The organism is Kitasatospora sp. RG8 (assembly GCF_017813315.1).
GTDB lineage: Bacteria > Actinomycetota > Actinomycetes > Streptomycetales > Streptomycetaceae > Kitasatospora.
The window spans coordinates 64014-86295 of sequence record NZ_JAGIYX010000033.1 but is presented as its reverse complement, the minus strand read 5'-3'; the positions used below and the strand labels follow the sequence as shown (position 1 = coordinate 86295).

13 protein-coding genes are annotated in these 22282 nt (G+C 72.8%); 7 read left to right on the top strand and 6 right to left on the bottom strand.

Annotated elements, in window-relative coordinates; genetic code table 11:
• Positions 1–152: 152 nt before the first annotated feature.
• Positions 153–578 (bottom strand): hypothetical protein, encoded by a 426-nt coding sequence (locus tag J5Y04_RS34670; RefSeq protein ID WP_209416513.1) that lies wholly within the window; start codon positions 576–578, stop codon positions 153–155.
• A gap of 483 nt (positions 579–1061) precedes the next feature.
• On the opposite strand from J5Y04_RS34670, the gene J5Y04_RS34665 reads away from it, so the two are divergent.
• Positions 1062–2312 carry a metalloprotease gene (locus J5Y04_RS34665; protein WP_245206035.1) on the top strand — a complete coding sequence of 417 codons (1251 nt, stop codon included), beginning with the start codon at positions 1062–1064 and terminating at the stop codon, positions 2310–2312.
• Between the two features lie 124 nt (positions 2313–2436).
• Here J5Y04_RS34665 and J5Y04_RS34660 read toward each other — a convergent pair whose 3' ends face one another.
• From J5Y04_RS34660 to J5Y04_RS34650, 3 genes are read right to left on the bottom strand one after another with little or no spacing between them, the layout of a single operon-like run.
• Positions 2437–2961 carry a flavin reductase family protein gene (locus tag J5Y04_RS34660; RefSeq protein ID WP_209416512.1) on the bottom strand — a complete coding sequence of 175 codons (525 nt, stop codon included), beginning with the start codon at positions 2959–2961 and terminating at the stop codon, positions 2437–2439.
• Between the two features lie 23 nt (positions 2962–2984).
• Positions 2985–5120 carry a tetratricopeptide repeat protein gene (locus J5Y04_RS43765; RefSeq protein WP_209416511.1) on the bottom strand — a complete coding sequence of 712 codons (2136 nt, stop codon included), beginning with the start codon at positions 5118–5120 and terminating at the stop codon, positions 2985–2987.
• Positions 5121–5150: 30 nt separating this feature from the next.
• On the bottom strand, positions 5151–6296 hold the full coding sequence (locus J5Y04_RS34650; RefSeq protein ID WP_209416510.1) for a hypothetical protein: 1146 nt from the start codon (positions 6294–6296) through the stop codon (positions 5151–5153).
• Between the two features lie 390 nt (positions 6297–6686).
• Between J5Y04_RS34650 and J5Y04_RS34645 the strand changes: the two genes are divergently transcribed.
• The 3 genes from J5Y04_RS34645 (at position 6687) to J5Y04_RS34635 (ending at position 13254) form a co-directional block, all read left to right on the top strand.
• On the top strand, positions 6687–7253 hold the full coding sequence (locus tag J5Y04_RS34645; RefSeq protein ID WP_209416509.1) for a flavoprotein: 567 nt from the start codon (positions 6687–6689) through the stop codon (positions 7251–7253).
• 41 nt (positions 7254–7294) lie between these two features.
• A complete protein-coding gene (locus tag J5Y04_RS34640; RefSeq protein ID WP_209416508.1) occupies positions 7295–10258 on the top strand; it encodes an AAA family ATPase in 2964 nt (987 codons plus the stop codon).
• A 65-nt stretch (positions 10259–10323) separates the two neighbouring features.
• Entirely contained in the window at positions 10324–13254 is a 2931-nt protein-coding gene (locus J5Y04_RS34635; RefSeq protein ID WP_209416507.1) for a type 2 lanthipeptide synthetase LanM family protein, read from the top strand.
• A 222-nt stretch (positions 13255–13476) separates the two neighbouring features.
• Here J5Y04_RS34635 and J5Y04_RS34630 read toward each other — a convergent pair whose 3' ends face one another.
• Positions 13477–14343 (bottom strand): alpha/beta fold hydrolase, encoded by an 867-nt coding sequence (locus J5Y04_RS34630; RefSeq protein ID WP_209416506.1) that lies wholly within the window; start codon positions 14341–14343, stop codon positions 13477–13479.
• A gap of 62 nt (positions 14344–14405) precedes the next feature.
• On the opposite strand from J5Y04_RS34630, the gene J5Y04_RS34625 reads away from it, so the two are divergent.
• The 3 genes from J5Y04_RS34625 to J5Y04_RS34615 all read left to right on the top strand — a co-directional run bounded on the left by J5Y04_RS34625 (position 14406) and on the right by J5Y04_RS34615 (position 18358).
• A complete protein-coding gene (locus J5Y04_RS34625) occupies positions 14406–14957 on the top strand; it encodes a helix-turn-helix domain-containing protein (protein ID WP_209416505.1) in 552 nt (183 codons plus the stop codon).
• A 541-nt stretch (positions 14958–15498) separates the two neighbouring features.
• Entirely contained in the window at positions 15499–18021 is a 2523-nt protein-coding gene (locus tag J5Y04_RS34620; protein WP_307853455.1) for a collagenase, read from the top strand.
• 130 nt (positions 18022–18151) lie between these two features.
• Complete coding sequence (locus tag J5Y04_RS34615; protein ID WP_209416503.1) at positions 18152–18358, top strand: hypothetical protein; 207 nt, start codon at positions 18152–18154, stop codon at positions 18356–18358.
• Positions 18359–18631: 273 nt separating this feature from the next.
• On the opposite strand, the gene J5Y04_RS43760 is transcribed toward J5Y04_RS34615, so the two are convergent.
• The gene (locus J5Y04_RS43760; RefSeq protein WP_307853454.1) at positions 18632–22276 is read right to left on the bottom strand and encodes a DUF4132 domain-containing protein; all 3645 of its coding nucleotides are present in this window, start codon (positions 22274–22276) and stop codon (positions 18632–18634) included.
• Between the last annotated feature and the right edge of the window lie 6 nt (positions 22277–22282).

The window sequence follows — 22282 nt, the reverse complement described above, 5'->3', positions numbered from 1 at the left end:
TCCGGCTGGACGCGCGCTCCCAGCGGATCAGGTCGAGGCGTGATCTGACGGTGCATCAGAAATGTTCCCGGGGAGTCTCCCGGTGCGGTCCGCCCGGGCCGGGCTTCCCCGTACCCCCGGCGGGCCGTCGCGCCGGGCGCCGGTCGCCGGGGTCAGCGCCGTGCGGCGGCCGTGTCCAGGTCGGCGGTGAACCGTGCGAACTCCTTCCGCCAGGCGAGGCGGACGCGCATCAGGGTGGGCTCGTCGTCTTCGTTCCCGGGGAGGACGAACGGGAAGGAGCTCCAGAGCAGTTGGCGGTGGACCTTGCCCATCCGGCGCGCCGCGTCATCCCGGTCGAAGCTGTAGACGAGGCTGCCCGGCCGCAGCCCCAGCCCCCTGGTCCTGACCTGGTGGAAGTGGACGGACCGCGCGGTGGCGGTGACGAAGTAGGTGTCGGCGCCGAGGCCGCCGCCGAGGCAGGAGAGCCACGGGCTGTCATCGAGGAACACGCCGAAGACGGTGAGCGGGGGATCGGTCGCATCCATCTCCCGCACCGTCTGCTCGACCTGCTTGATCGTGGCGGCCTTGCGCACTGCCATCCGTCCGTCCTCCCGCCCCGGCCGGCCCGGCGTCGGGGGCCGGCCCTGTCCGTGGCCGATCGGGCGTCGACTGTCGCCCGGGGTGGCCGGGGCGCATCCCGTGCCCCGGCCGTGGCCCAACGTAGGGGCTGCGGGGGTCGGAGAGGATGACGGTCGGCACCGAAAGACTCAGGACGTTCGGGACCCTTCGGTCCGCAAGGGTCGGGCCGGTGACCCGGCGGTGGAAGGCGCCGGGGAAAGTCTGCGGGCCGTCCGGTGCCGCTTCGGGCCCGTCGGCCCCGTCGGACCGTCTAGTCTCGTCGAATCCCGCGCTCCTCCGCCGGGATTCCCCGTGCCGCCGTCCGCAAACCGCGGAGCGTGGTCGTTCTCAGCCGTCGGCGTTTCACCGCCGGCTTCCGCCTGGCCGGACGGGTGCCGTCGTCCGGATCGGCCTCGTCCGCGCGGCCGGGGATCTTCCTCCAAAGTCCTGAAACACTCATGGAGTTGACGTTGTCCGACCGCTTCCGAGCCCTGCCCCCGTCGCCCACCCTCGCGGGCGCCGGCCGGCGGGCCGCCGCCCGGGGCCGGGTGCTGGCCGCCTCCGTCCTGCTGGCGACCCTGGCGTCCTGCGGCCCGTCGACGGCCGGCGGCCCGCCCGCATCGGCGCCGACGAACGCTCCCGCCACGGTCGTCGTCCCGGCCACCACCATTCCGGCGGACGGCCGGACGTGCCTCACCGGAGCGCTGACCTACGACCATCACGACGCGGAGGCCGGCACGAAGGGGGCCGAGCGGCTCACCACCGCGGTGGCCCGCGGCGGCACCTGGGAACTGTGGGGCCGGCTCTCGACGGACGGCGCGGACCAGTTGCTCGCCTCGGGCGTCACCGACGACGGGGGCTGGTTCCGGGCCTGCGCGGGCCGGTCCGGTCAGCTGACCGAGGCCCACCTGACGTTCCGGTCCAGCGGCGGCGACCTGTGGCGGGTGATCAGCCCCACCGGCGGCACCGAGTACGCCTTCGACTCGGCGCGGCTGCGTGACGTCGCGGGCAACCGGGACCTCGGCACCGTCAAGGTGCCCGCCGACCGGCAGGACGCCTGGAAGATCGTCGACACCGTGGGGGACCTCTACCGCAAGGTGACGGCCGCCGAGGGCCCGGGCTCGCGCTGCTGGACCCGTCACCAGACCACCGGAGGCTGCGACGAGCTGACCTTCACCTGGGCGCCGGACGCCACCGTCGGCGGCTTCTGGGAGCCCGACACCCGCAACGTCGTGCTCGCCGGCGAGCACACCGCCTCCCGGCACACCATCCTCCACGAGGCGTCCCACTGGCTCCAGTTCGAGCTCTACGACCACTGGTTCCCGGACGCCCCGGGCTGCGAGAACCACACCTTCGACGTCGCCACCACGCCCGGGTGCGCCTGGACCGAAGCCTTCGCGGACGCGGCGGCGGCCTACGTGCTGGGCGACTACCGCTACGTCTACCCGGACGGCCAGGACTTCGACCTGCACAACGACGGCGCCACCGCGTGGGACCGCGGCGACGCCGTCCAGGGCCGCGTCGGCGGCTCCCTGCTCGACCTCTGGGCCGCGGACGGTCCGGACGGCGGGACGTGGGACCGGACCGTCCGGCTGATGGGCGAGCAGCGCAGCGCCGACTTCCGCCAGTACTTCACCGAGGGCCGGCCCCGGGCGGGTCTCTCCACCACGGACGCGGCCGGCCGGATCATCGCCGACCACACCATCGCGTACTGACGGCGGTCCCGGCGCAGGTGGGGGAGAGGCCCCCCTGGTTGCGCTCTGCCGACAAGCCCGGTGGTAGGCAATGGGGTTGCTCGTGCTCTGGCGCCTGTTCGTCCCCCACGGACGAGCGACCGGATCACGCACGTGCCGATCCCACGGCCAGACACTGGTAGTGGCTTCCGAAGTGCACCAGGGGGTCGGCGGCGCCGTTCTGGTCGCACCACATGGGCTGCCCCAGCACGAGCAGGTGGTCGGCGGCGGCGACGGTGTGCTCGACCCGGCACACCAGGGCCGCCATCGCCTCGTCGATCACCGGGACGTCCCGGACCAGCCGGTGGCCGACGCCGGCGAACCGTTGTTCGGCCGGTGCGGTGGCGAACCGGTCGGCCAGGTCCTGGTGATGGCGGCCGAGCAGGTTGATGCCGAAGGCACCCTGGCTGGTGATCACGGCCAGGGTGCGGCTGCTCCGGTACAGCGACACCAGAACGAGCGGCGGGCTGAGCGAGACCGAGGTGAACGAGCTGGCCGTGCAACCGGTCGGCCTGCCCTGGGCCGCGGCGGTGACCAGGGTGACCCCCGTGGCCCAGCGGCGCATGACGCTCCGCAGGGCCGGTCCGGTGACGGCCGGGGTGTCCGGCCGGGGCGTCACCGGACCGGTCACGGTGTCAGGATCCGGCCCGGCCGTCACGACACCCTCACCGGATCCGCGGCCGCGTTCGGCGAGATCGCAGCCGACTCGGCCGCCGCCAGGTCGGCCTGATGGGACGTCGGGTCCCCCAGTGCGAGGTGGCATTCGGCGCGCTGTCGCAGCAGGTCGGCTCGGTCGGCACCGGGCAGCAGCAGTGCGGCGGTGTAGTCGCGGCGGGCCGACTCCCAGTCACCGGCGCTCTGGTGGACGTAACCACGGTTGTAGAGCAGGTCCGGATTGTCGGCCTCGATCGCCAGCGCCCGGGTGAGGTCCGCGACGGCGGTGCGGTGGTCGCCCGTCTCCAGGACCAGGGCCGCGCGGTTGGCCAGCGCGCTCACGAGGTCCGGCTCGGCGTTCAGCGCCAGGTCGAAGTCGCGCAGCGCCGCCTGGTCGGCGCCCGCGTCCAGCGCCAGCAGCCCCCGGGCGCACAGCAGGCGGGCGTCGCCCGGATGGTGGCGCAGCCCCTCCTCGACCTGGGCCAGCGAGCCCGCCGCATCGCCCTGCTCCCGCAGCAGGCTGGCGAGGTTGATCCGGGCGTCCAACTCGTCGGGTTCCAGCTCGAGCACGTACCCCAGGTCCGCGATCGCGCCCGCCAGGTCACCCAGTTCCAGGCGCAGGTCGGCCCGGTTGTAGTGCATCTCCCAGAACGGCGCGGCGAAGGTGATCGACTCGCTGTAGTCGGCCAACGCGCCGGACAGGTCGCCCATCCGGCGCCGCAGGTCGGCCCGGTCGAAGTAGTAGTCCGGGTAGTTGGGATCCAGCTCGATGACGGTGTCGATGTCGGCCAGCGCCTCCTCCAGCCGGCCGAGCGCCGTGTACACCCGGCCCCGGTTGTGCACCAGCACGGAGCGGTGCAAGCGGTGCTTCTCGGCGGGGAGTTCGCGGTCGATGTCGGCCAGACCGGTACTGACCAGGCGCAGCGCCTCGGTCGGGTTGCCCAGCTGGAGCTCCACCAGGGCCAGGCCGTTGCGGTTGAAGACCGACTGGAAGACGCGCTGGTCGTGGTCCGGCAGCAGGGAGGCCATCGCGAGCACGTTGTTCAGGTGGGCCTTGGCCAGCTGGTGGTCCTTGTGCTCGGCCGGGTAGTAGCGCGTGTAGAGCATGGCGAGGGCGTAGCCGGAGAAGATGTGCAGCATCGGCTGGTCGAACATGGCGCGCAGCTCGATGTAGCGCCGTTCGGCCTCCTCCGGCCGGCCGAGGATCGCCAGTGCGGTGGTGACCTTGGTGCCCAGCATCCAGTACTTCCGGGGCTCCTCGGCCGGGTCCATCAGGGCCGTGCCGCGTCCGGCCACGTCGAGCAGCGAGTGGTAGAAGCCCATCGAGACCAGGTACTCGGCGGCTTCGAGGAACGCGTCGGCGGCCGCTTCCCGGTCGCTGCCGTGCTCCAGGTGATAGGGGACCGCCCCGAGACACAGGCTCCAGTCTCCGCTGCGGCGCAGCTCGGCCGCCCGCTGGTCGTGCAGTCGGGCCCGCTCGGCGGCGTCGACGCGACGGTAGGCGGCTTGTTCAGCGGGGTCGTGGGAGGTGCCGTCGGACTCGACGTAGGCCAGGGCCAGCTGGTGACGATCAGTCAGGTTTCCGTGCTCGTCCGGATGCTGGGCGATGGTGTGGGTGGCATGGGCGGCGAGAGCCGTGGTGAGTTCGGGGATCAGGTCGGCGTCGCCGGTGTGCACGGTGACCTTCACCAGGTCCGGCAGGGCCCGGCGCAGCAGGATGGCGAGGAACTCCTGGTCGGTGTGATCGGCCTCGTCGACCCGGTCGAAGCGCAGGGCCAGCGCGTGGCCGCGCTCGCGGGCGTGGCCGTGCAGGAACTCGATGATGCCGTGGGCGAGACGGCGGGTGCGCTTCGCCGGGTAGAGGCGGGTGCGCTCGTTGGGCACGGCCAGCGAGGTGAGGGTCTGCGGTCCGGCGCCGATCAGGTCCTTGAGTTCCGGAGCAGCGGACAGGATTTCGACGGCGTGGTGCGCCACGAGCTCCGGGCGGGCCCGGTGCGCATCCGGCACCAGTGAGCGCAGCAGGGTGCCCAGACCGGTGTACGGTCCGCGCAGCCGCCGGTGGCAGTCGGCTCGGGCGTCGTACCGGTCGTCGTGCGCGGTGCCTTCGGGCTGGAGGCGCCAGGTGTGGGAGGTCACGGGTTTTCCTTTCGTGAGTGCGCGGGCCGGTCACACGGCGGCGCGGCGTTGCCTGCGGCCGACCAGCAGGGGCAGCACGACGACCTGGACGACGATGACGAGCAGGGCGACGGCGGCATCCCAGAGCCGGCTGTCGCTCAGCGAGCGGTGCGCGATGCCGTCGGCGAGTCGCTGGGCGAACGACACGGCCGGCAGGACGACGGTGAACACGGCGGCGACCAGCAGGAAGGCGGTGCCGATCGCGGTCAGCAGGGCGTACCAAGGGGCCAGCGCCCGCTCCCGCGCCGTCCAGCGGTCCTCCGCCCAGCCGCCCCGGCCCAGACGGTGGCGCAGATAGGCCGAACCCACCTCGTGCAGGTCGGCGCAGCCCAGGGCCGTGGCGAGGACGTAGTAGAGGTCGGTGCGCAGGAAGATCAGGAACTGCCAGGCCAGCCGGGGCAGGATCAGGTACGCCACGGCGAGGGCGAACCGCCCGGCCCAGGACGGTCCGGTCGCGAGGTCGACCGCCGCCGCGAGGGTGAGCGCGCCGAAGAGCACGACCTCGCCGAGCATCCCGGCCAGGAAGGGCAGGTAGCGCTGCGCGGGCCGCACACCGAACAGCGCGTCGAGCCGGGTCTCGAAGACCACGAAGTAGAGCCGTCGTCCGATGCCCAGGCCGGTGGGCAGGCCGAGCCTGCGGCCGGCCAGGACGTGCCAGCCCTCGTGCCAGAGCATGAGTGGCATCTGCAGCGCGGCGAGGGTCACCTCCACCGCGACCAGGGACGGGACGAAGAACAGGTTCCGGGTGTGCGGCTGCAGTCGGGGCTCGTAGATCATCGCCGCGATCGCCAGTGCGGTGATCAGCGCGTAGCAGCTCCAGCCGAGCGGCGAGAACACGGCACGTCCCCAGGCCTGGAGGCGTACGGGCACGGGCTCGGCGGCGGCGCCGGGCTCGTGGACGAAGCCGAGATCGCGCATGGTCTCGATGAAGTCGGCCAGGTCGACCGGCTCTCCGTAGGCCGCGTGGTACCAGGCGGCGGCCTCGGCGAGCGGCATGCCGTCGGCCAGGCGTCGCAGCAGCGCCGCGCCGTCCTCCGGGAGCAGCGCGAAGGACCCGGTGTCGGGCCGGCCCACCAGCGTGCCGTCGCGTTCGGTGACGAAGGTGAGCGGATGGAACGCGAGGTCGGCGGTCGCCATGATCTCTCCCTCGGAGGGGTGCGGGCCTCCCGGACGGGTGCGGCCCGCTCGGGCGGGTGCGGCGGGACGAACCCGGGCCTGCGTGCTGTGCTGCACGCAGGCCCGGGGGTGTCACCGGGTCAGCAGACCACGAGGACGTAGGACGCCGGCGAGGTGAGCTTGATGGAACCGGTCTTGCGCACAGCGATCTTCTTCATGGTTCGACTCCCTTGATGGAGAGGTGGGTTGGCACCGCCCGCCCTGGTGGCGGATCGGCGAGTCCGACGATGGCATGGCGTCCGGTGGGCGGACATGGGTAGTCGGTCCCCGTCTTCCTGCCGGGAGCCGGGACGGAAAACGGGGGCCCGATCCCCATACCGGGGTATGCCGGGTTCGGACACCATCCAAGCCATGCGAAATGACGCCCTCTCCGTGATCGCCTGTGGCTCGATCGCGGCCAAGGACCTGCCGAACTACCTCGTCTTCCTCCGCCAGGAGATCGACCTGCCGTTGAGGGTCCTGCTGACCGCGAGCGCCGCGCGCTTCGTCCACCCCCAGGTACTGGCCTGGCACGCGGACGAGGTGTACGTCGCCGACGACCCGACCCTCAACCCCACCGAGTTCGCGCACCGCTCGCTCGGTCTGGTGGTGCTGCCCGCCACCGCCAACACCCTGGCTGCGGCGGCACTCGGGCTGGCCGCCACGCCGGCCCAGACGGTACTGCTGGCCCACGAGCGGCCTGCACTGTTCTTCCCGAACATGAACGGCTCGATGTGGCGCAAGCCCGCGACCCAGCGTCACGTCAGTACGCTGCGCGCCGACGGCCACACCGTGGTCGAGCCGACCGAGCGCGAGATGTTCCTGCTGTGGCAGAAGGAGAACGGCGTCGGGCCTGCCATGCCTTTGCCCGACGAGGCCGCCGAGGCGGTCGTGAAGTGGCTGGAGGACGCCCTCAACGGTGACGACGAGTCGGCATAGGGTGCGCCTTGATCGGGATCAGCAGACCGGAGGGGATCACGATGACGGAACCGCGCGTGGACCGGTTCAGTGGACTCGTCGGACGCGAGGACGAACTCGCCCTGCTGGACCGCGTCCTGCAGGACGCGCGAAAGTCGCGGGGCGGCACGGTGTGCGTGACCGGAGAGCCGGGGATCGGGAAGACCAGGCTCGCCGGCGAGGCGATCACGCTGGCCCGGGAGGCCGGGATGACCGTGCTCAAGGGCCGCTGCATCGCCACCGGCCCGGCCGTGCCGTACCGGTCGCTCACCGAGGCACTGCTGTCACTCGCCCGGGCCGGTGGCGCGCCGCCCACCGACGCGCTCGGACCGTACCTGCCCGTGCTGGGCCGCCTGGTCCCCGAGTGGGCGATCGGGGACGCCTGCGACCGGTCGCCGATCGTGCTGGCCGAGGCCGTGGTCCGGCTGGCCGCCGCCTGCGGCCGGGAGCGCGGCTGCCTGCTCGTCATCGACGACCTGCACGACGCGGACCTCGAGACGCTGGCGGTCCTGGAGTACCTGGCGGCCAACCTGGCCCTGCTGCCGGTCGCCGTCGTCGCGACCCTGCGGGACACGCCGGGCGCCGCCCACTCGCTCGCGGACACGCTGGCCCAGCGCGGGGAAGCCGGCCTGTTGAGACTCGGCCGGCTCGGTGCCGCGCAGGTGCACGCGCTGACCGCGAACCGTCTCGGCTGCCCGCCGGACGAGCTGCCTGTGGCGGTGTCCGACCAGGTGCTCGCCGACAGCAGCGGAATCCCGTTCACCGCCGCCGAGTTGATCCGCGGCATGCGCGCCGAGGGCCGACTCGTCCGCACCGAGGGCCGCTGGCGGCTGGTCGGCGTCAGCCGCGCGGCCATCCCGTTCACCCTGGTCCGGGCGGTCGAGCAGCGGGCTGAGCGGCTCGGACCGCAGACGCTCCGGCTGCTGTCGGCCGCCGCAGTGCTGGGCCGCAGCTTCCCGCTGTCGGTGGCGCGGCGCTGCGCCGCGCCGGACGACCACGAGCCCGCCGTCTCGCTGCGCTCCGCCGTCGTCGACGGCCTGCTGGTGCCGGACGACGAGCGTGGGCCCGACTGGTACGCCTTCGAACATCCGCTGACCCAGGAGGCGTTGCTCGACCGGCTCACGCCGACCGACCGGGCCGAGCTCGCCACCCGGGCCGTGGCGGCCATGAACGAGCTCGACCCGAGCCTGCCCGGCACGTGGTGCCTGCTGGCCGCGCGGCTGCACGGGCAGGCGGGGGACCGCCGGACCGCCGCCGTCCGCTACCTGGAGGTGGCCCGCCGTGCCCTGGCCGGCCACGGGCCCGGAACGGCGATCGCGGCGCTGCACGAAGCCCGGTCGGCCTTGGGGCCTGTCGACGGATCGGACGTCCACCTGCCTGACGACGCCGTACCGGCGGGCGTGCGACGGGAGTTGCTGGAGACCCTGCTGCTCGCCCTGGCGGACGACGGCCGGCTCGACCGGGCCACCGAGGTGGCGCGGCAACTGCGCCGGGCCGATGTCGAGGCCGATCCGGGACGCCGGGTCGAGCTGCACGTGCGGCTGGCCTGGGCGGCGCAGGTGGCCGGGCAGTGGGACGTGGGACTGGAACAGGTCCGCGCGGCCCGGGAGCTGCTGCCCGAGGGGGCGGGCGCGCGAGACACCGCGGGCATCGACGTGGTCGAGGCCTTCCTGATGGTGTCGACGGCGGAGCAGGGGCGGATCGGCCGCAGCGAGCAACTGGCCCGCCGGGCGATCGAGGGCGCGGAACAGCGCGGTGACCACGCACTGGCCTGCCAGGCGTGGTACGCGATGGGTTTCGCGACCCGTGGGCGTTCCCTGGCCGAATCCGACCGGTGCTTCCGCCGCACGCTGCGGATGGCCGCCGAGAGCCGCCAGGTCAGCTGGCACAACCACGGGCTGATCGGCCTGGGCAGCAACGCCTGGCTCGCCGAGGCCGACCTGGACGGGCTGCACCACGCCCACCAGGAGGCGATGCGAACCGGTTGCGTGAGCCTGGCGCACAACGTCGGGGCGATGCTGGCGCTCGACGCGGTGCTGCGAGCCGACTTCGACCGGGCCACGGCCCTGCTGGAGGGCTCCAGGGCCGAGACCGAGCGACTGCAGTTGCACTCGGTGTCCCGGTACGCCCTGATGGTGGGCGCGGTGGCCGCCGCCCACCGGGCCCGCAGGCCCCAACTGCGGGCGGCGCTCGCCCGGTTCCGGACCAGCGGTGGGAACGAATCGCGGGAGGCACCGCTCGTGCTCGGTCTGGCCGAGCTGTTCTGCGCGCTGCTGGAGGAGGACCACGAGCAGGCGGCGGAGCTGGCTGCGCGGCTGGCCGCCGCCGTCCCGCCGGACGAGGAGAACTACTTCCACCTCGCCGGCAGCCACGGGCTGGTCCTGCTGCTGTCCGTGCTGGCCGGGCGAGCCGACTGGGCAGAGGTCGAACGGATCACCGCGAGTCAGGCGGGCCGGATGCGGTGGAACCGGCAGTTCGTCGGCCTGGCCCGAGCGGTCCTGTACGGTCGGGAAGGTCGCCCGGCCGAGGCCGTGGCGGCGTTCCGCGCTGCGCAGGCCGACGCGGTGATCTTCCCGACGGCTCGTCACCTCGGCCTGCGTCTGGTCGCCGACGCCGCGGGCACCGACGGATGGGGGGCGGTCCGCGACTGGTTGACCGAGGCCGAGACGTACTTCCACCACTCGGGTGCCGACGCCGTCGCCGCCGCGTGCCGCTCCCGGCTGCGTTCGCTGGGCGCTCCGGTCGGGCAGCGCCGTACCGGCACGGATCGGATTCCGGCCGAACTCGTCGCGCTCGGCGTCACCCTGCGCGAGTACGACGTCTTCTGCCTGCTGGTCGAACGCGTCGGCAACAAGGCCGTGGCCGCGCGCCTGCAGATCTCTCCCCGGACGGTCGAGAAGCACATCGCCAGTCTGATCGGCAAGACCAACTCCGCCACCCGCGCCCAGCTGTGCGACTTCGTGGCGGACTTCCTCGCCGCACGGTAGGCCTGCCGGGAAATCTGATGCGCCACCCTGAATGGGCGATGGTGTGTCAGAGTTGTGGAGTGACAGTGCAGACGATTCAGCCGGCTCCGCTGCCCGCGGCATCCGGCGCCTGGTGGCTGCCCGCACTGTCGCCGGCCGAACGCGATGCCCTGCCGCCCGGGCGAACGCCACGCTGGGCCGAGTTGGTGGAACAGACGCTGCGCCTCGCCGAGTCGGCGCCCGGCGGGCGGATCCGCTCGCTCCCCGGGACGGGCCCCGAGGGCCGACTGCTGCATCCGCTGCTGCCGTTCCTGGGGACCACCTCCCGCCACTTCGCGGCGGCGAACCCTGCAGCGGCAGAGCGGCGAGTGGTGTGGGCCGGTGCACGGCGCCACCTGGCCGACGGCTTGGTGCGGCTGGCCGGACGCACACTGGTACAGGAGTTGGGGCACGCGCGCCGGGCCGGAACCCTGACCGGGCAGGACGGGCGGGAGCGGTTCGACGCGTTCCTGTGCGAGGCCGCCGCCGGACCGGCCCTGGGCGCGGTGCTGCACCGTCATCCCGTGCTGGCCCGGCTGCTGGCCGAACGGTGCATGGGCACCGTGGCCGCAGCCACCGAACTGCTGGAGCGGCTCCACGCGGACCGGGAGCAGCTCACCGCCGCCCTGCTCGACGGCGAGCCCGGTCGGTTGACCCGGGTCCGCTTCGGACTGGGGGACCCGCATGCGGCTGGCCGGTCCGTCGCCGTGCTGGAGTTCGACGGCGGGCAGCGCCTGGTGTACAAGCCGCGCCCGCTCGGTCTGCACGCCCGGTGGAACGAACTGCTCGCCTGGTTCGGCGGACACCAGCCCCAACTGGCGGCGCGAGCCGTTCGGTTGCTGCCGCGGGCGGGGTACGGCTGGGCCGAGTACGTCGCGCCGCGCCCATGCCGGTCCCAAGCCGAAGTCGGGCGGTTCTACGAGCGGCTCGGCGCCCAGCTCGCGCTGCTGCACGTGGTGAACGCGGTCGACATCCATGCCGAGAACCTCATCGCCGCGGGCGACCAGCCGGTCGTGGTGGACGTGGAGACGCTGTTCCACCCGTGCTGGGCGCCCGTCACCGACGGCGGCGCCGATCCGGCCGCCCGGGCGCTCGCCGCGTCCGTGCAGCGGACCATGGTGCTGCCGAACCCGTGGTTCGGCGGCGGCGGTTCACTCGACCTCTCGGCACTTGGCGCCCAGGCCGACCAGTGGACGCCGGACCCGATGCCCGGGTGGGCGGACGCGGGCACCGACCTGATGCGGCTGGTCCGCCGCCCGGCGCGCTGGCCGGGTGCCGACAACCGCCCGATGCTGGCCGGGAGAGCCGCCGATCCGGCCGACCAGCTCGACCGGCTGCTGTGCGGATTCCGCGCCGGCTACCGGGCGATTGCCGCACATTCCCATGAACTGCTCGGTGAGCAAGGGCTGTTGTATCGCTTTGCGGGTGAGACGATGCGCCTGGTGGCGCGGCCCAGTCAGAGCTATGCGACGCTGCTCGCCGAGGCGACCGAGCCGGAGCTGCTGCGCGACCACTCCGGTCGGGAGCGGGCCTTCGCCGCACTGCACGACGAGACCGGCTACCCGCACCTGCACGTGCTGGCGCCCCACGAACTCACCGACCTGCTCGCCGGCGACGTCCCGTTCTTCACCACGACCCCCGCCGCCCGCACCCCGCGGACCTGGGACGGTCGTGAACTCCCGTTCCTGCTCGACGAATCCGGGCTGACGGCCGCCGCCGGGACGATCCGGGGGATGTCGGAGGGCGACCTCGACCGGCAGGTATGGCTGATCCGCGCCTCCCTGGCCGCCGGACGACGGTCTCCGGGCCGCCATGCTCCGGGGCGCCCCGCTGCCGAATCCGAGGGCGCCTACGACGGCGACCCCGGTGCCCAGGCGCTGGAGCTCGCACGGGGGATCGGGGAGGACCTGCTCTCCCGGGTTTGTCGGGGCGAGGGCCGGGTGAACTGGCTCGGGCTGCAGGAGGCCGGGCCAGGGCAGTGGGCGGTGCTGCCGATGGGCATGGCGCTCGGCGACGGCTACACCGGCCCGGCGCTGTTCCTCGCCGAGCTGGGCCGGCTCACGGGGGCGGTCCGCTATCAGGAGGCCGCCGCCCAGGCCGTCCGCGTCCTCCCACAGCTCCTGAGGCTCTTCGCGGAGCACCCCGAACTCGCGCGTGCCGTGGGGCCGGGCGGCTTCTCCGGGCTCGGCGGCATCAGCTACGCCACCGCCCGGCTCGCCACCCTGCTGGACTCCCCGGAGCTGAGCGCCGCCCTGCCCGCCGGCCTCGCCGCACTTCACACGGCCGCTGTCGACCCGGCAGCCCCCGTGGACATCGCCGACGGCCTGGCCGGTGCCCTGCTCGCGGCCGAGGCCGTGCATGCTCAGACGCGGCTGCCGGCAGCCGCCGAACTCGCCCACACTGTCCGGACCTTGGCGGGCCGTCGGCGCCGTCCTGAGCGGCCCGGATTCCTCCACGGCCACGAGGGCGTCGCGTGGGCCCTGCGGGAGCGAGCGGCGGTGGACCTGGCGGACTCCGACGGCCCCGGCCGGTGCCCGGACTGGGTCGGCCGGGCGCTGCGCGCCCGCGAGGCGGACCAGCGCCTCGCCCTGCTCGCCGACCGCGTGCCGATGCCGGGCCACTCGCTCCGCCACGGCGAACTCGGTCTGCTGGAACCACTGGTGGAGCTGATGCCGACCGATGCCGGCCATCGCCGTACGGTCGCTCGACTGGTGCGGTCCGTCGAACAGCAAGGCGCCCGTTGCGGCACCCCCGGCGAGGTGCCCACACCCGGCCTGCTGACCGGACTGGCCGGCATCGGCTACGGCCTGCTGCGGCTCGGCTTCGGCCCCAGGATCCCCTCGGTGCTGCTGTTGCGACCGGCAGCAGGACCGGGGCCCGTCGAACGAGAGGGAAGGCATCACCATGATGGACGGCGAACTGCTCGACAATGTGGACAACGAGCTGCAGGAGACCGACGAGCGTCGCACGGCGGCTGACCGCGCGGCCCGCCAGGCCCGGCTGCGGGTGGCGATCCTCGCCGGCCTGACCGTTGGCGCGGCTACCGTGGTCGCACTGGGCCAGGGGGATCCAAACACAAGCACCGTCGCGAGCATTGTCCTCTGAGAAAGCGTCATTGCCCGAGACAGGTGGTGGGGCCGCCCTCGGGCGGCCCCACCACCCAGCAGGCTCGGAGGCCTGGGCAGGCGGCGCGGATCCGGTCACGTCGACGGGGCACCTGCCCGGCCGGCGTGGTCGAGGAGGTGCTTGACCCTGTCGGCGACGATCTTCGGCTGCTCGGCCTGGATGAAGTGGCCGGAGTCGACTGTTTCGAACCGGCCGTCCGGGAGGGACTCGGTCCAGCGCCGCTGGTGCGCGGCCAGGTCGGCGTGGTGCCGTGACCGGCCCGCCTGGGGGCGCGAGGCCGAGAGCAGGATGGTCCGGCAGGTCGGCGGGGCCGGCGGGTCGGCGCGGAAGCGGGGGATGGCCGCGGCCACGGCCTTGATCTCCTTCCTCGTCTGTGCGGTCCCGGACGGGACGAAGTCCTCGGCGAGCATGGTCTCGTAGGTGTCCGTCGGGAACAACCGGCGGATGTTTCCGCTGGCCAGGCGGGCCAGCCGGCGGGAGCGGAACAGCACCTGGGTCACGGCCAGTGAACGGTCGACCTTCGCGGCGGTCCGGTCGAAGGTGTCGTAGACCGGCGCGCCTTCCGCTGCCGGATCGAGCAGCAGCATCCCCTGCAGCCGCCGGCCCAGGCCCTCCACCGCACGGCGTGCGACTAGCCCTCCCATGCTGTGCGCGACGAGCACGAAGCGGTCGGGGACAACCGCCTCGACCAGCGCGACCAGGTCTGCGGCCAGGTCCTCGATGCTCAGCTGGGTTGCCGTCCGGCCGCTGCGCCCGAAGCCGGCGCGGTCGTAGGCGACCATCCTTGTCCGGTCCGTGAGCCACGGCAGCACCGGATCCCAGCAGGTGCGCCCCATCCCCCCGCCCGCCTCGAAGACCACCCAGTCCGCCCCGCTGCCGGATTCCTCGACGTGGACGGTCCGGCCGTTCACTCGCACCGCCCGCCCCGCTGCCTGACGCATGCCCCCTCCAAGGTCACTGTTTCCATTTTCGATAATAGTAACGAGCATGGAATCGTAACGCCATGGACACTACGGACGTACTTCTCCACCCCGTGCGCCTGCGCGTGGTGCACGCGCTCTCCGGCGGCCGGGTGCTCACCACCGCGCAGTTGTGTGAGCGCATGCCCGAGGTGCCGAAGGTGACCATGTACCGACATGTCGCCCTGCTGGCCGAGGCCGGCTTCCTGGAGGTGGCCGGAGAGCAGCGGGTGCGCGGCGCTGTCGAGCGGCACTACCGACTGCGGCAGGACCGCCCGGTCGTCGATGTCGACGCCGCCGCGGCGATGACGCCGGAGGACCACCGCCGCGGCTTCGCCACCGCCATGGCCGTGCTGATCGCCGAGTTCAACGCCTACCTCGACCGCGACGGCGCCGACCCGGTGGCCGACGCGGTCTCGTACCGCCAGGGCACGCTCTGGCTCAGCCCGGACGAACTCGCCGAGATGACAGCTGAGATGCTCGCGGTACTGGGTCCTCGGCTGGCCAACCGGCCGGCACCGGGTCGCGCACCCTATCTGCTCAGTCCCATCCGCTTCCCACTCGGTCCGCCATCCCCCGACGAGGAGCGGCCTTGAACCGACGGCACCCGGCAGTACCCGCTCGCTACTGCCGGACCTGCTCGTCACACTCCCGAACCGGCCGCTGGTTCTCGGTCCCGGCGTCGCTCCTGGTCACTGACCTGGGCCGCCGAACGCAGACCGACAGCCCGCCCCGGACTTCGCGCGGGGCCGGGCCGTCGTCGTCCCTGCGGGAGTTCGGCGCCGTCTGACGCGTCGACCTGTCTCGTAACACGCCGTGCACGCCCGGCCGGAGTCTCCCCGGCCGGGCGTTCCGCGTTGGGGGCGCAGATCGGCCAGTCCGTGCGACCCGTCGGCCTTGTGTGGCCGTCCGGATCGTGGCCCGATGTCCCTTCGGCTCCCATATGCCGATCCGCTCAGGCCGGGAACGTCGCAGGTCAGCCGCTCGGAGGGTGCGAGCCGCGAGTTGGCCGAAAGTCTCATGCAATATAACCTGTGACATTGTTCTGATCATCGGTCGATGACAGGATCCACGCCAAATCTCCTTCCTTCAGCCCGACCCCACGTCGGGCTGCCCCCACTCGACGAAGGATTCGGCGTGCTCCTGCGCACCAGACTCTCCGTGCTCGCGGCAGGCGTCGTCGCCTGTTGCGCCACGGCCACCGCCGTGCTCCCGGCCCAGGCCTTCGCGGCGCCGTCCGTCGTGACCGCCGGGTCGGCTCCGACCACGACGACCGCCTCGGCCGGTCCGGTCGGCCCCGCCGCCCCGACGGCCCCGACCACGACGACGGGCTCTGAGGAACCCGGCGAGCCCGCCGCCCCGCTGTCCCCCGCGCTGATCGGCGCGACGCGCCTGCTGGAGGAGCCGGCCGACGCGGCCGCCCCCGCCCAGTTCAAGTCCCTCGCCGTACAGAGCTGCACCCCGGCCGACTTCGCGGCCCTCACCGGGGCCGACCTGGTCGCCTTCATCAAGAGCTCGACCCCGGAGTGCATCAACTCGCTGTACCAGAGCGCCGGCGCCGACCCGAGCATCTTCAACCAGGCCCGGATGCTGTCCGTCGCGGCCGCCCTCAAGGACGTGGCGGCGAACTACCCCGGCGACAACACGACCGGCATCGCGCAGCTGGTGAAGTACCTGCAGGTGGGCTACTACATCCAGTTCTACTACCCCGCTGCGGCGGGCGCGTACACCCCCGCGCTCACCGACGCCGTCACGACCGCCCTGGACACCCTCTTCGCGGGCACCCGCTGGCGCGACGTCAGCGAGAACAACGGGCGCATCCTCAAGGAGGTGGTGTGGCTCACCGACAGCGCCAACGTCCAGGCCCACTACCTGGGCGTCTACAAGCGGATCCTGGACGAGTACGACAACACGTACAACCAGTTCCCGCAGATGCGCAGCGCGGTCAACTCCGTGCTGTTCTACCCGCTCTGGGAAGGCTACCGGAACAAGGACTTCGTCCGAGCGCTCGCGGCCGACCCGAGTCTCATCAACTCGCTCGCCGACTTCGCGATCAACCACCGGGACCTGCTCAGCGGGCCCCACTCCGTCCTCGACACCAACGCGGGCAACGACCTGGCCAAGTTCGCCGGGACCAGCCCCGCCGCCGAGGCCGTGGCCAAGCCGCTGGTCAAGAAGGTGCTGGACTCCGCGCCGCTGCTCTCGCCCTTCGGGACGCTGTACCTGTACACGGCCCGCCAGGCCGAGTACTTCAACTACAGCCAGTGCTCGTACTACGGCATCTGCGACCTGCGTAACAAGCTCACCTCGGTGATCCTGCCGAACCAACTGGTCTGCGACAACCGCATCCTCCAGGCCCAGTCCCTGTCGGCCGCCGAACTGGCCACCGTCTGCGAGAGCCTGCGCAAGCAGGACGCGCTCTTCCACAGCGTGTCCAAGGACAGCGGGGCCATACCGAACCAGTACGCCAAGACCGTCACCTTCGGGATCTTCGCCAACAAGGCCGACTACACCACCTACTCGTGGGCGATCTACGGCAACAGCACCGACAACGGTGGCCAGACCGTCATGGACGCGACCGACCCGAACAAGCGGGCCGTGACCGTGATGTACCAGAAGGCCTGGAACGTCAACGACCCCGCCCGGGTGTGGAACCTCAACCACGAGTACACCCACTACCTCGACGGCATCTACAACCTGAAGGGCAACTTCGACACCCAGTCGTCCGTCCCGAACAAGTGGTGGGTCGAGGGCCTCGCCGAGTACGTCTCGTACAGCCACCGCGGCGCCACCGACGTCGACGCGATGAACCAGGCGGCCAAGCACACCTACAAGCTCAGCACGCTCTTCCAGAACACCTACGCCAACTCGGACTCGACCCGCATCTACCCGTGGGGCTACCTGTCCGTCCGGTACATGCTGGAGAGGCACCCGGCCGACGTCCAGGCCATGCTGGAGCGCTTCCGCGTCGGTGACTACCCCGGTGGCTACGCGGTTTACAACAACCTCGGCACCTCGTACGACGCCGACTTCGACGCCTGGCTCGACGCCTGCGTCGCCGGCGGCTGCTACGCGACCGGTCCGACCTCGCTGTTCGACACCACGGTGAACGGCGCGACCGTCAGCCTGAACGAGCGCTCCGTGCAGACCGGCCCGGGCCGGATCACCGGCTGGCACTGGGACTTCGGCGACGGCACCTTCTCGGACGAGCGCAGCCCGAGCCACACCTACGGCGCGCCCGGCCTGTACACCGTCGCGCTGACCACCACCGATGACACCGGCCGGAGCGGCACCACACAGGGCGCGGTCACCACGACCGCCCTCGGCCTGCCGGCCTGCCCCGAGCAGCGCGCCGACGCGATGGACCGCAACTGCGCCCGGACCGGCCGCTCGGCGACCGCCGGCAACACCGACCACCTGTACGTCTACCTGCCGGCCGGGACCGCCACGCTGAAGGTCAACACCTTCGGCGGCACCGGCACCGCGTACCTGTACTACAACGCGGACACCTGGGCGTCGCCGAAGGCCTACACCGCCGCCTCCACGGCCGCCGGCACCACCCAGTCCATCACCGTCACCAACCCCACGGCGGGCTACCGCTACCTCGGCCTGTACGCCGCCACCGACTTCACCGGCGTCACCGTCACCACCCAGTTCTGATCACGGAGCACCGCGACTGGCGCCCGGCCGGGCTCTCCCGGCCGGGCGTTCGCGTGCGCGGGCGGGGCGCTTCGCGCCGGACCGTCCGGATGGCGATGACACGGCCGCGGCACCCGCCCGCGGCGAGGAGTTGCTGCGCTCGGCGGAGGCGGCCGAACGGGCGGCCGGCTGCGACCGGCGGCGCGACCCGCGGGCCGTGCTGCTGATGCGCGAGCTGCCGGCGGACCCGGAGGGCGCGGCCGTCCTTACCTTCCGGGCGGCGGAGATCCTCGGCGCCCCCGAACTGGTACCTGCCCGCCGAACTCGAAGCACGAGTACGACAGACGAAGTGTGCTGAGAGCTCGGCGTCGGGCGCGTGATGCGCGGGACCGTCGGGCCCCCGACGAACTTGCGGGCGATGCCGGCCGACTCGTCGCCGACGATGAACCGGCGGGCCGCGTGCAGGCTCAGCACCCAGCCCGGCGGGCGGTGGTCGCGGTCCTCGGCGCGCAGCGCGGCCAGCTCCTCGGCGTACCGGACCTCGGCAGGGGCGGGCGCTGGGCCTCCTCCTCGGCGGTGGTCGTGGTCATGGCGGCCTTCCGGGGGTGGTGGTCGAGAGGGTGGCGGGGTGTCACAGCGTGGTCAGCTCGGTGAGGTCGGCGATCACCTCGGAGGCGATCACCGGGTCGAGCTCGGCGAAGGTCGGGAAGGTGCGGTTGTGGGTCCAGTAGTCGCCCGGGCGCCTGTCGAGCCACACCGTCTCCACCCGCTGCTCGGGGTAGGAGTCGAACATGCCGACGGCGATGCCGTCCTCCGGGGCGATCACCACGTAGAGGTCGGGCCCGACCCGGCGGGACAGCCACTGCTCGACGCCGTTGTCCTGGGGCTCGCCGCGCCGCCAGCCGCGCCGTTCCATTCCGACCAGCCGGGTGGTGGGCAGCACCGGACCGTTCTCGAAGCGGGTGAGGCGGTGGCCGGCCCGCTCCTCGTCGGTCAGCGCGTACACCGGGCGGCCGAGCTGTCGGAACGGCTGGAGGATCTCGTAGGCGGCGAACAGCTCCGACCAGTCGGCGAGGCTGTCGCCGAGCTGGAGCGGGTGCGCCAGCCGGACGGAGGCCGTGTCCGGCAGCGCGAACGCCTCGTCCCGGACGTCCGCCAGGGTGCGGTCCTCGGCGACGCGGAACGCCGTCACCGTGCCGGCCGTCTCGGACAGCCACACCAGGCGGCGCACCAGGTGCCACAGCAGCGGATGCCCGACGAAGAGCTGGTCGAACTCCTGCGCCGTCCATGAGCGTTGGGAGATCATCGCCTCCTCCAGGCGGCGGATCTGGTCTCCCGCCACCGTGCGGACGTCCTTCTTGAGCGCGGCGAAGCGCTTGCGCTCGGCGGGCGCAAGCTCGGCGTCGTCCCGCGCCCCCGGGGCGGGCAGGTCCTTGCGGCGGGCGCCGGCCGCGTCCAGCACGTACGGCTTGAGCTGCTGGTCGAAGCCGACCGTGAATGTCCGGGTGCCGTAGTCGATGACGGTGGTCCCGTCGGCATCCAGCCCGAAGTCCGGGACCAAGCGGTCGGACAGCTGCTCCCCGGTCAGGCCGAGACCGGCTGCCACCTCGGAGATCTTCTCCTGGGCCCGGGTCTTGAGCGCCTTGAACTTCACCCGCTGTGCGATGCCGTGCAGGTGCAGCAGGGCCACGTCGGTGCCGATGGCGGCCAGCACCTCCAGGCCGTCCACCGCCCGGTGGTGGGCCCCCTCGCCCGGCCAGGCGCGGAGCACCGGTGTTAGTTGGCGGACCGTCTCGTCGTCACCGAACCGGCCGAGCACGTGCAGCGCCCAGCCGTCCTGGGCGGGCATGCCGGCCAGCCGCCACTGCTCGAACACCGCCCAGCAGAACTCCGTCAACGACCGCGGCTCGCACAGCAGGGCCACCTCGTCGAGGCCGGGGTAGAACGCCTTGGGGTCGGACAGCGCGAGCATGGTGAGCACGTGCCGCACCGCCTCGGCGGGGAGGGCGCCGTCGCCGCCGCGCAGCAGCAGCTGCGGCAGCATCGCCGGCTCCGCCCAGTCGCAGCGCGGGGGCAGCTTCGCCGGGAGCGCGGTCACCAGCGGGTCGGCCGCCAGCAGCGTGCCCACGGCCTCCTCCGCCTCTGGCCCGTACTCGGCGGCCACCGCGCGCACCGCCGCCGCGCCGTGTGCCTCGGCGATCACCCGCAGGGCCTGCTCGGCGCCGTGCCGGGCCGCCCCGGCCTTCCCGAGCGCGGCGGGCACCAGCAGCCGAGCCGCGTCCACGCCGTGCCGGGCGAACCAGGAACGCGCGCTGCTCCCGGCCGACTTGAGGCGCACCAGCCAGTCGACCATGGTCTCGGCCACCCGGGCGTCCAGGTACGGAAGCAGCAGGGGCGCGTGCGTGGCAGGGTTCCCCATCGCTGCGGCCCGGATCGGTTCGACGGCGTCCGTCCCGAAGCGGGCGGCGACCCGGCGCAGGGAGTCCCCGGAGTGCCAGATGCGCTCACCGGCGCGCCACTGCGCGAGCAGGGGCCGGGCCAACTCCTCGTCGCCGTACGCGAAAAGCGCGAGCTCGGCGTGCTGTCCGCCGCGCAGCCGCGCGTCGTGGGGTTGCCCGATCCTGGCCCGGATCGTGGCCGCGACCCGTTGCCAGTCCTCGTCCGACCAGCTCGTGTACCAGGACTCGGAGTTCGCCGCCCACGCCTCGCGCTCACCCGGCAGCCACCGCATCTGCGGTTCCTGCGGCGCGCAGAAGCCGGTCAGCACGCGGGGCTTGCCGGCGGAGCGCGGCCGTGTCCACGGCGGGCTGGTGAACAGCTCCGGCAGCGAGTCGGGGCCGACCTCCGGCACCCGCTCGCCGAGGTCGGTGAGCGGTTCGACCAGGGCCGCCTGCTCCGGCGTCAGCTTCGGCAGCAGTTCGAGCGCGGTCGCGCGGTGGACGGCGACGTGGCCGGCGAGGAGTTGCCGGGCGAGCTGCTGCGCGGCCGGGTCCGTGGAGGTCACCGCGGCCTCGGCGAGCAGGCGCAGGGCACGCCGGGGGAAGCGGCGGAGACCGGCCAGGAGGGCAGCGCGGGTGGACTTGATGCCGTCCTGCTGGGCCAGTAGCCCCCGGAAGCCCTCGTCGGAGGGGAGCTCGGCGAGCGCGTCCAGGATCCGCTTCTTGCCGTCCTTGTGGTGGTAGCTGGTGGTCAGGTCGTGCAGCATCACTGGTGCTACGTCGCCGCCGAGACCCTCCGCCACGGTCGCGATGATCTCGGTGGACCATCCGTCATAGCCCAGGCTCGGCAGCAGGGGGAGCTTCTCCAGCGGTTCCGCCGAGGAGAGCGAGCACAGCAGCATCGACCACTCGACGGCGGCCAGTCGGGAGCCCGACGCGACGCACTCCTCGACCCAGGCGGTCTCGGACGGCACCAGGTACGCAGCCACCACCAGGCGGCTCAGGCTGTTCCGGCAGCCCGCCAGGGCCTCGACCGCTGCGCGGTGGGTCTCCTCGTCGCAGGCCGCCAGCAGCGACCGGACCCGGTCCGCGGCGGGGCGGTACACGCCGTGCCTCTGGTTGGCCCCGCGCAGGACGCGGGGGTGGACGGACATCTGGTGGATCCAGTCGGTCTCGACAGCCGTCGTGAACAGCTCGACGGTGGCCCTGGCCGCGAACGGCAGGCCGAACTCCGCCACCCAGGCGTCCACGGCCACGCGAACCCCGTTGTTACTGGGATAGGAGAACACGGCGGCGAGCACTGCCGCACCGAGCGGGTCCCGGCTGCCGGACTGGTGGGCGCGGGCGGCCGCGACCAGCTCCGGGTCACTGCGCTCCGAGGTGAGCGTCTGCTCCAGCCAGTCCCCCATCTGCCGCAGCCCGTCGCGGTACGAGGTCACCGGGCCCTTCCCCGGCGCGGACGGCTTCCGGGGAATGCCGCCCCGGCGCGGGATCAGGGCCCGACGCCAGGCGTCCGGCATGACGAAGACGTCCTCGTCCTCGGGACCGGCGGCCTCGGCCGTGGGCGCGGACACGCCGGGCTGCGCCACGGGCACCGGATCCGCCGCCGCACCCGGCTCCGTACCCGCCCCCGCACAGATCTCGCGGTAGCCCTTGCGCTCCTTCTCGGCGATCACCTTGGCGAAGTGCGCCTGCGCCTCCTCCACGGTCGGGAACGTCTTGACCTGTTCCCGCCCGCCCGTACCGGACCGCCCGTACCGCACGGTCACCGCGACACCGTCGACTGCGGCCTCCCAGAACTTGTCCGAGCCGCCCTCGACGAACTCCCAGCGCCGCACAGCCCC

Excerpts from the sequence above, each read along its gene's own strand:
- J5Y04_RS34670 (WP_209416513.1), bottom strand. The coding sequence starts at position 578 with ATGGCAGTGCGCAAGGCCGCCACGATCAAGCAGGTCGAGCAGACGGTG.
- J5Y04_RS34650 (WP_209416510.1), bottom strand. The coding sequence starts at position 6,296 with ATGGCGACCGCCGACCTCGCGTTCCATCCGCTCACCTTCGTCACCGAA.
- J5Y04_RS34645 (WP_209416509.1), top strand. The coding sequence starts at position 6,687 with ATGCGAAATGACGCCCTCTCCGTGATCGCCTGTGGCTCGATCGCGGCC.
- J5Y04_RS34640 (WP_209416508.1), top strand. The coding sequence starts at position 7,295 with ATGACGGAACCGCGCGTGGACCGGTTCAGTGGACTCGTCGGACGCGAG.
- J5Y04_RS34630 (WP_209416506.1), bottom strand. The coding sequence starts at position 14,343 with ATGCGTCAGGCAGCGGGGCGGGCGGTGCGAGTGAACGGCCGGACCGTC.
- J5Y04_RS34625 (WP_209416505.1), top strand. The coding sequence starts at position 14,406 with ATGGACACTACGGACGTACTTCTCCACCCCGTGCGCCTGCGCGTGGTG.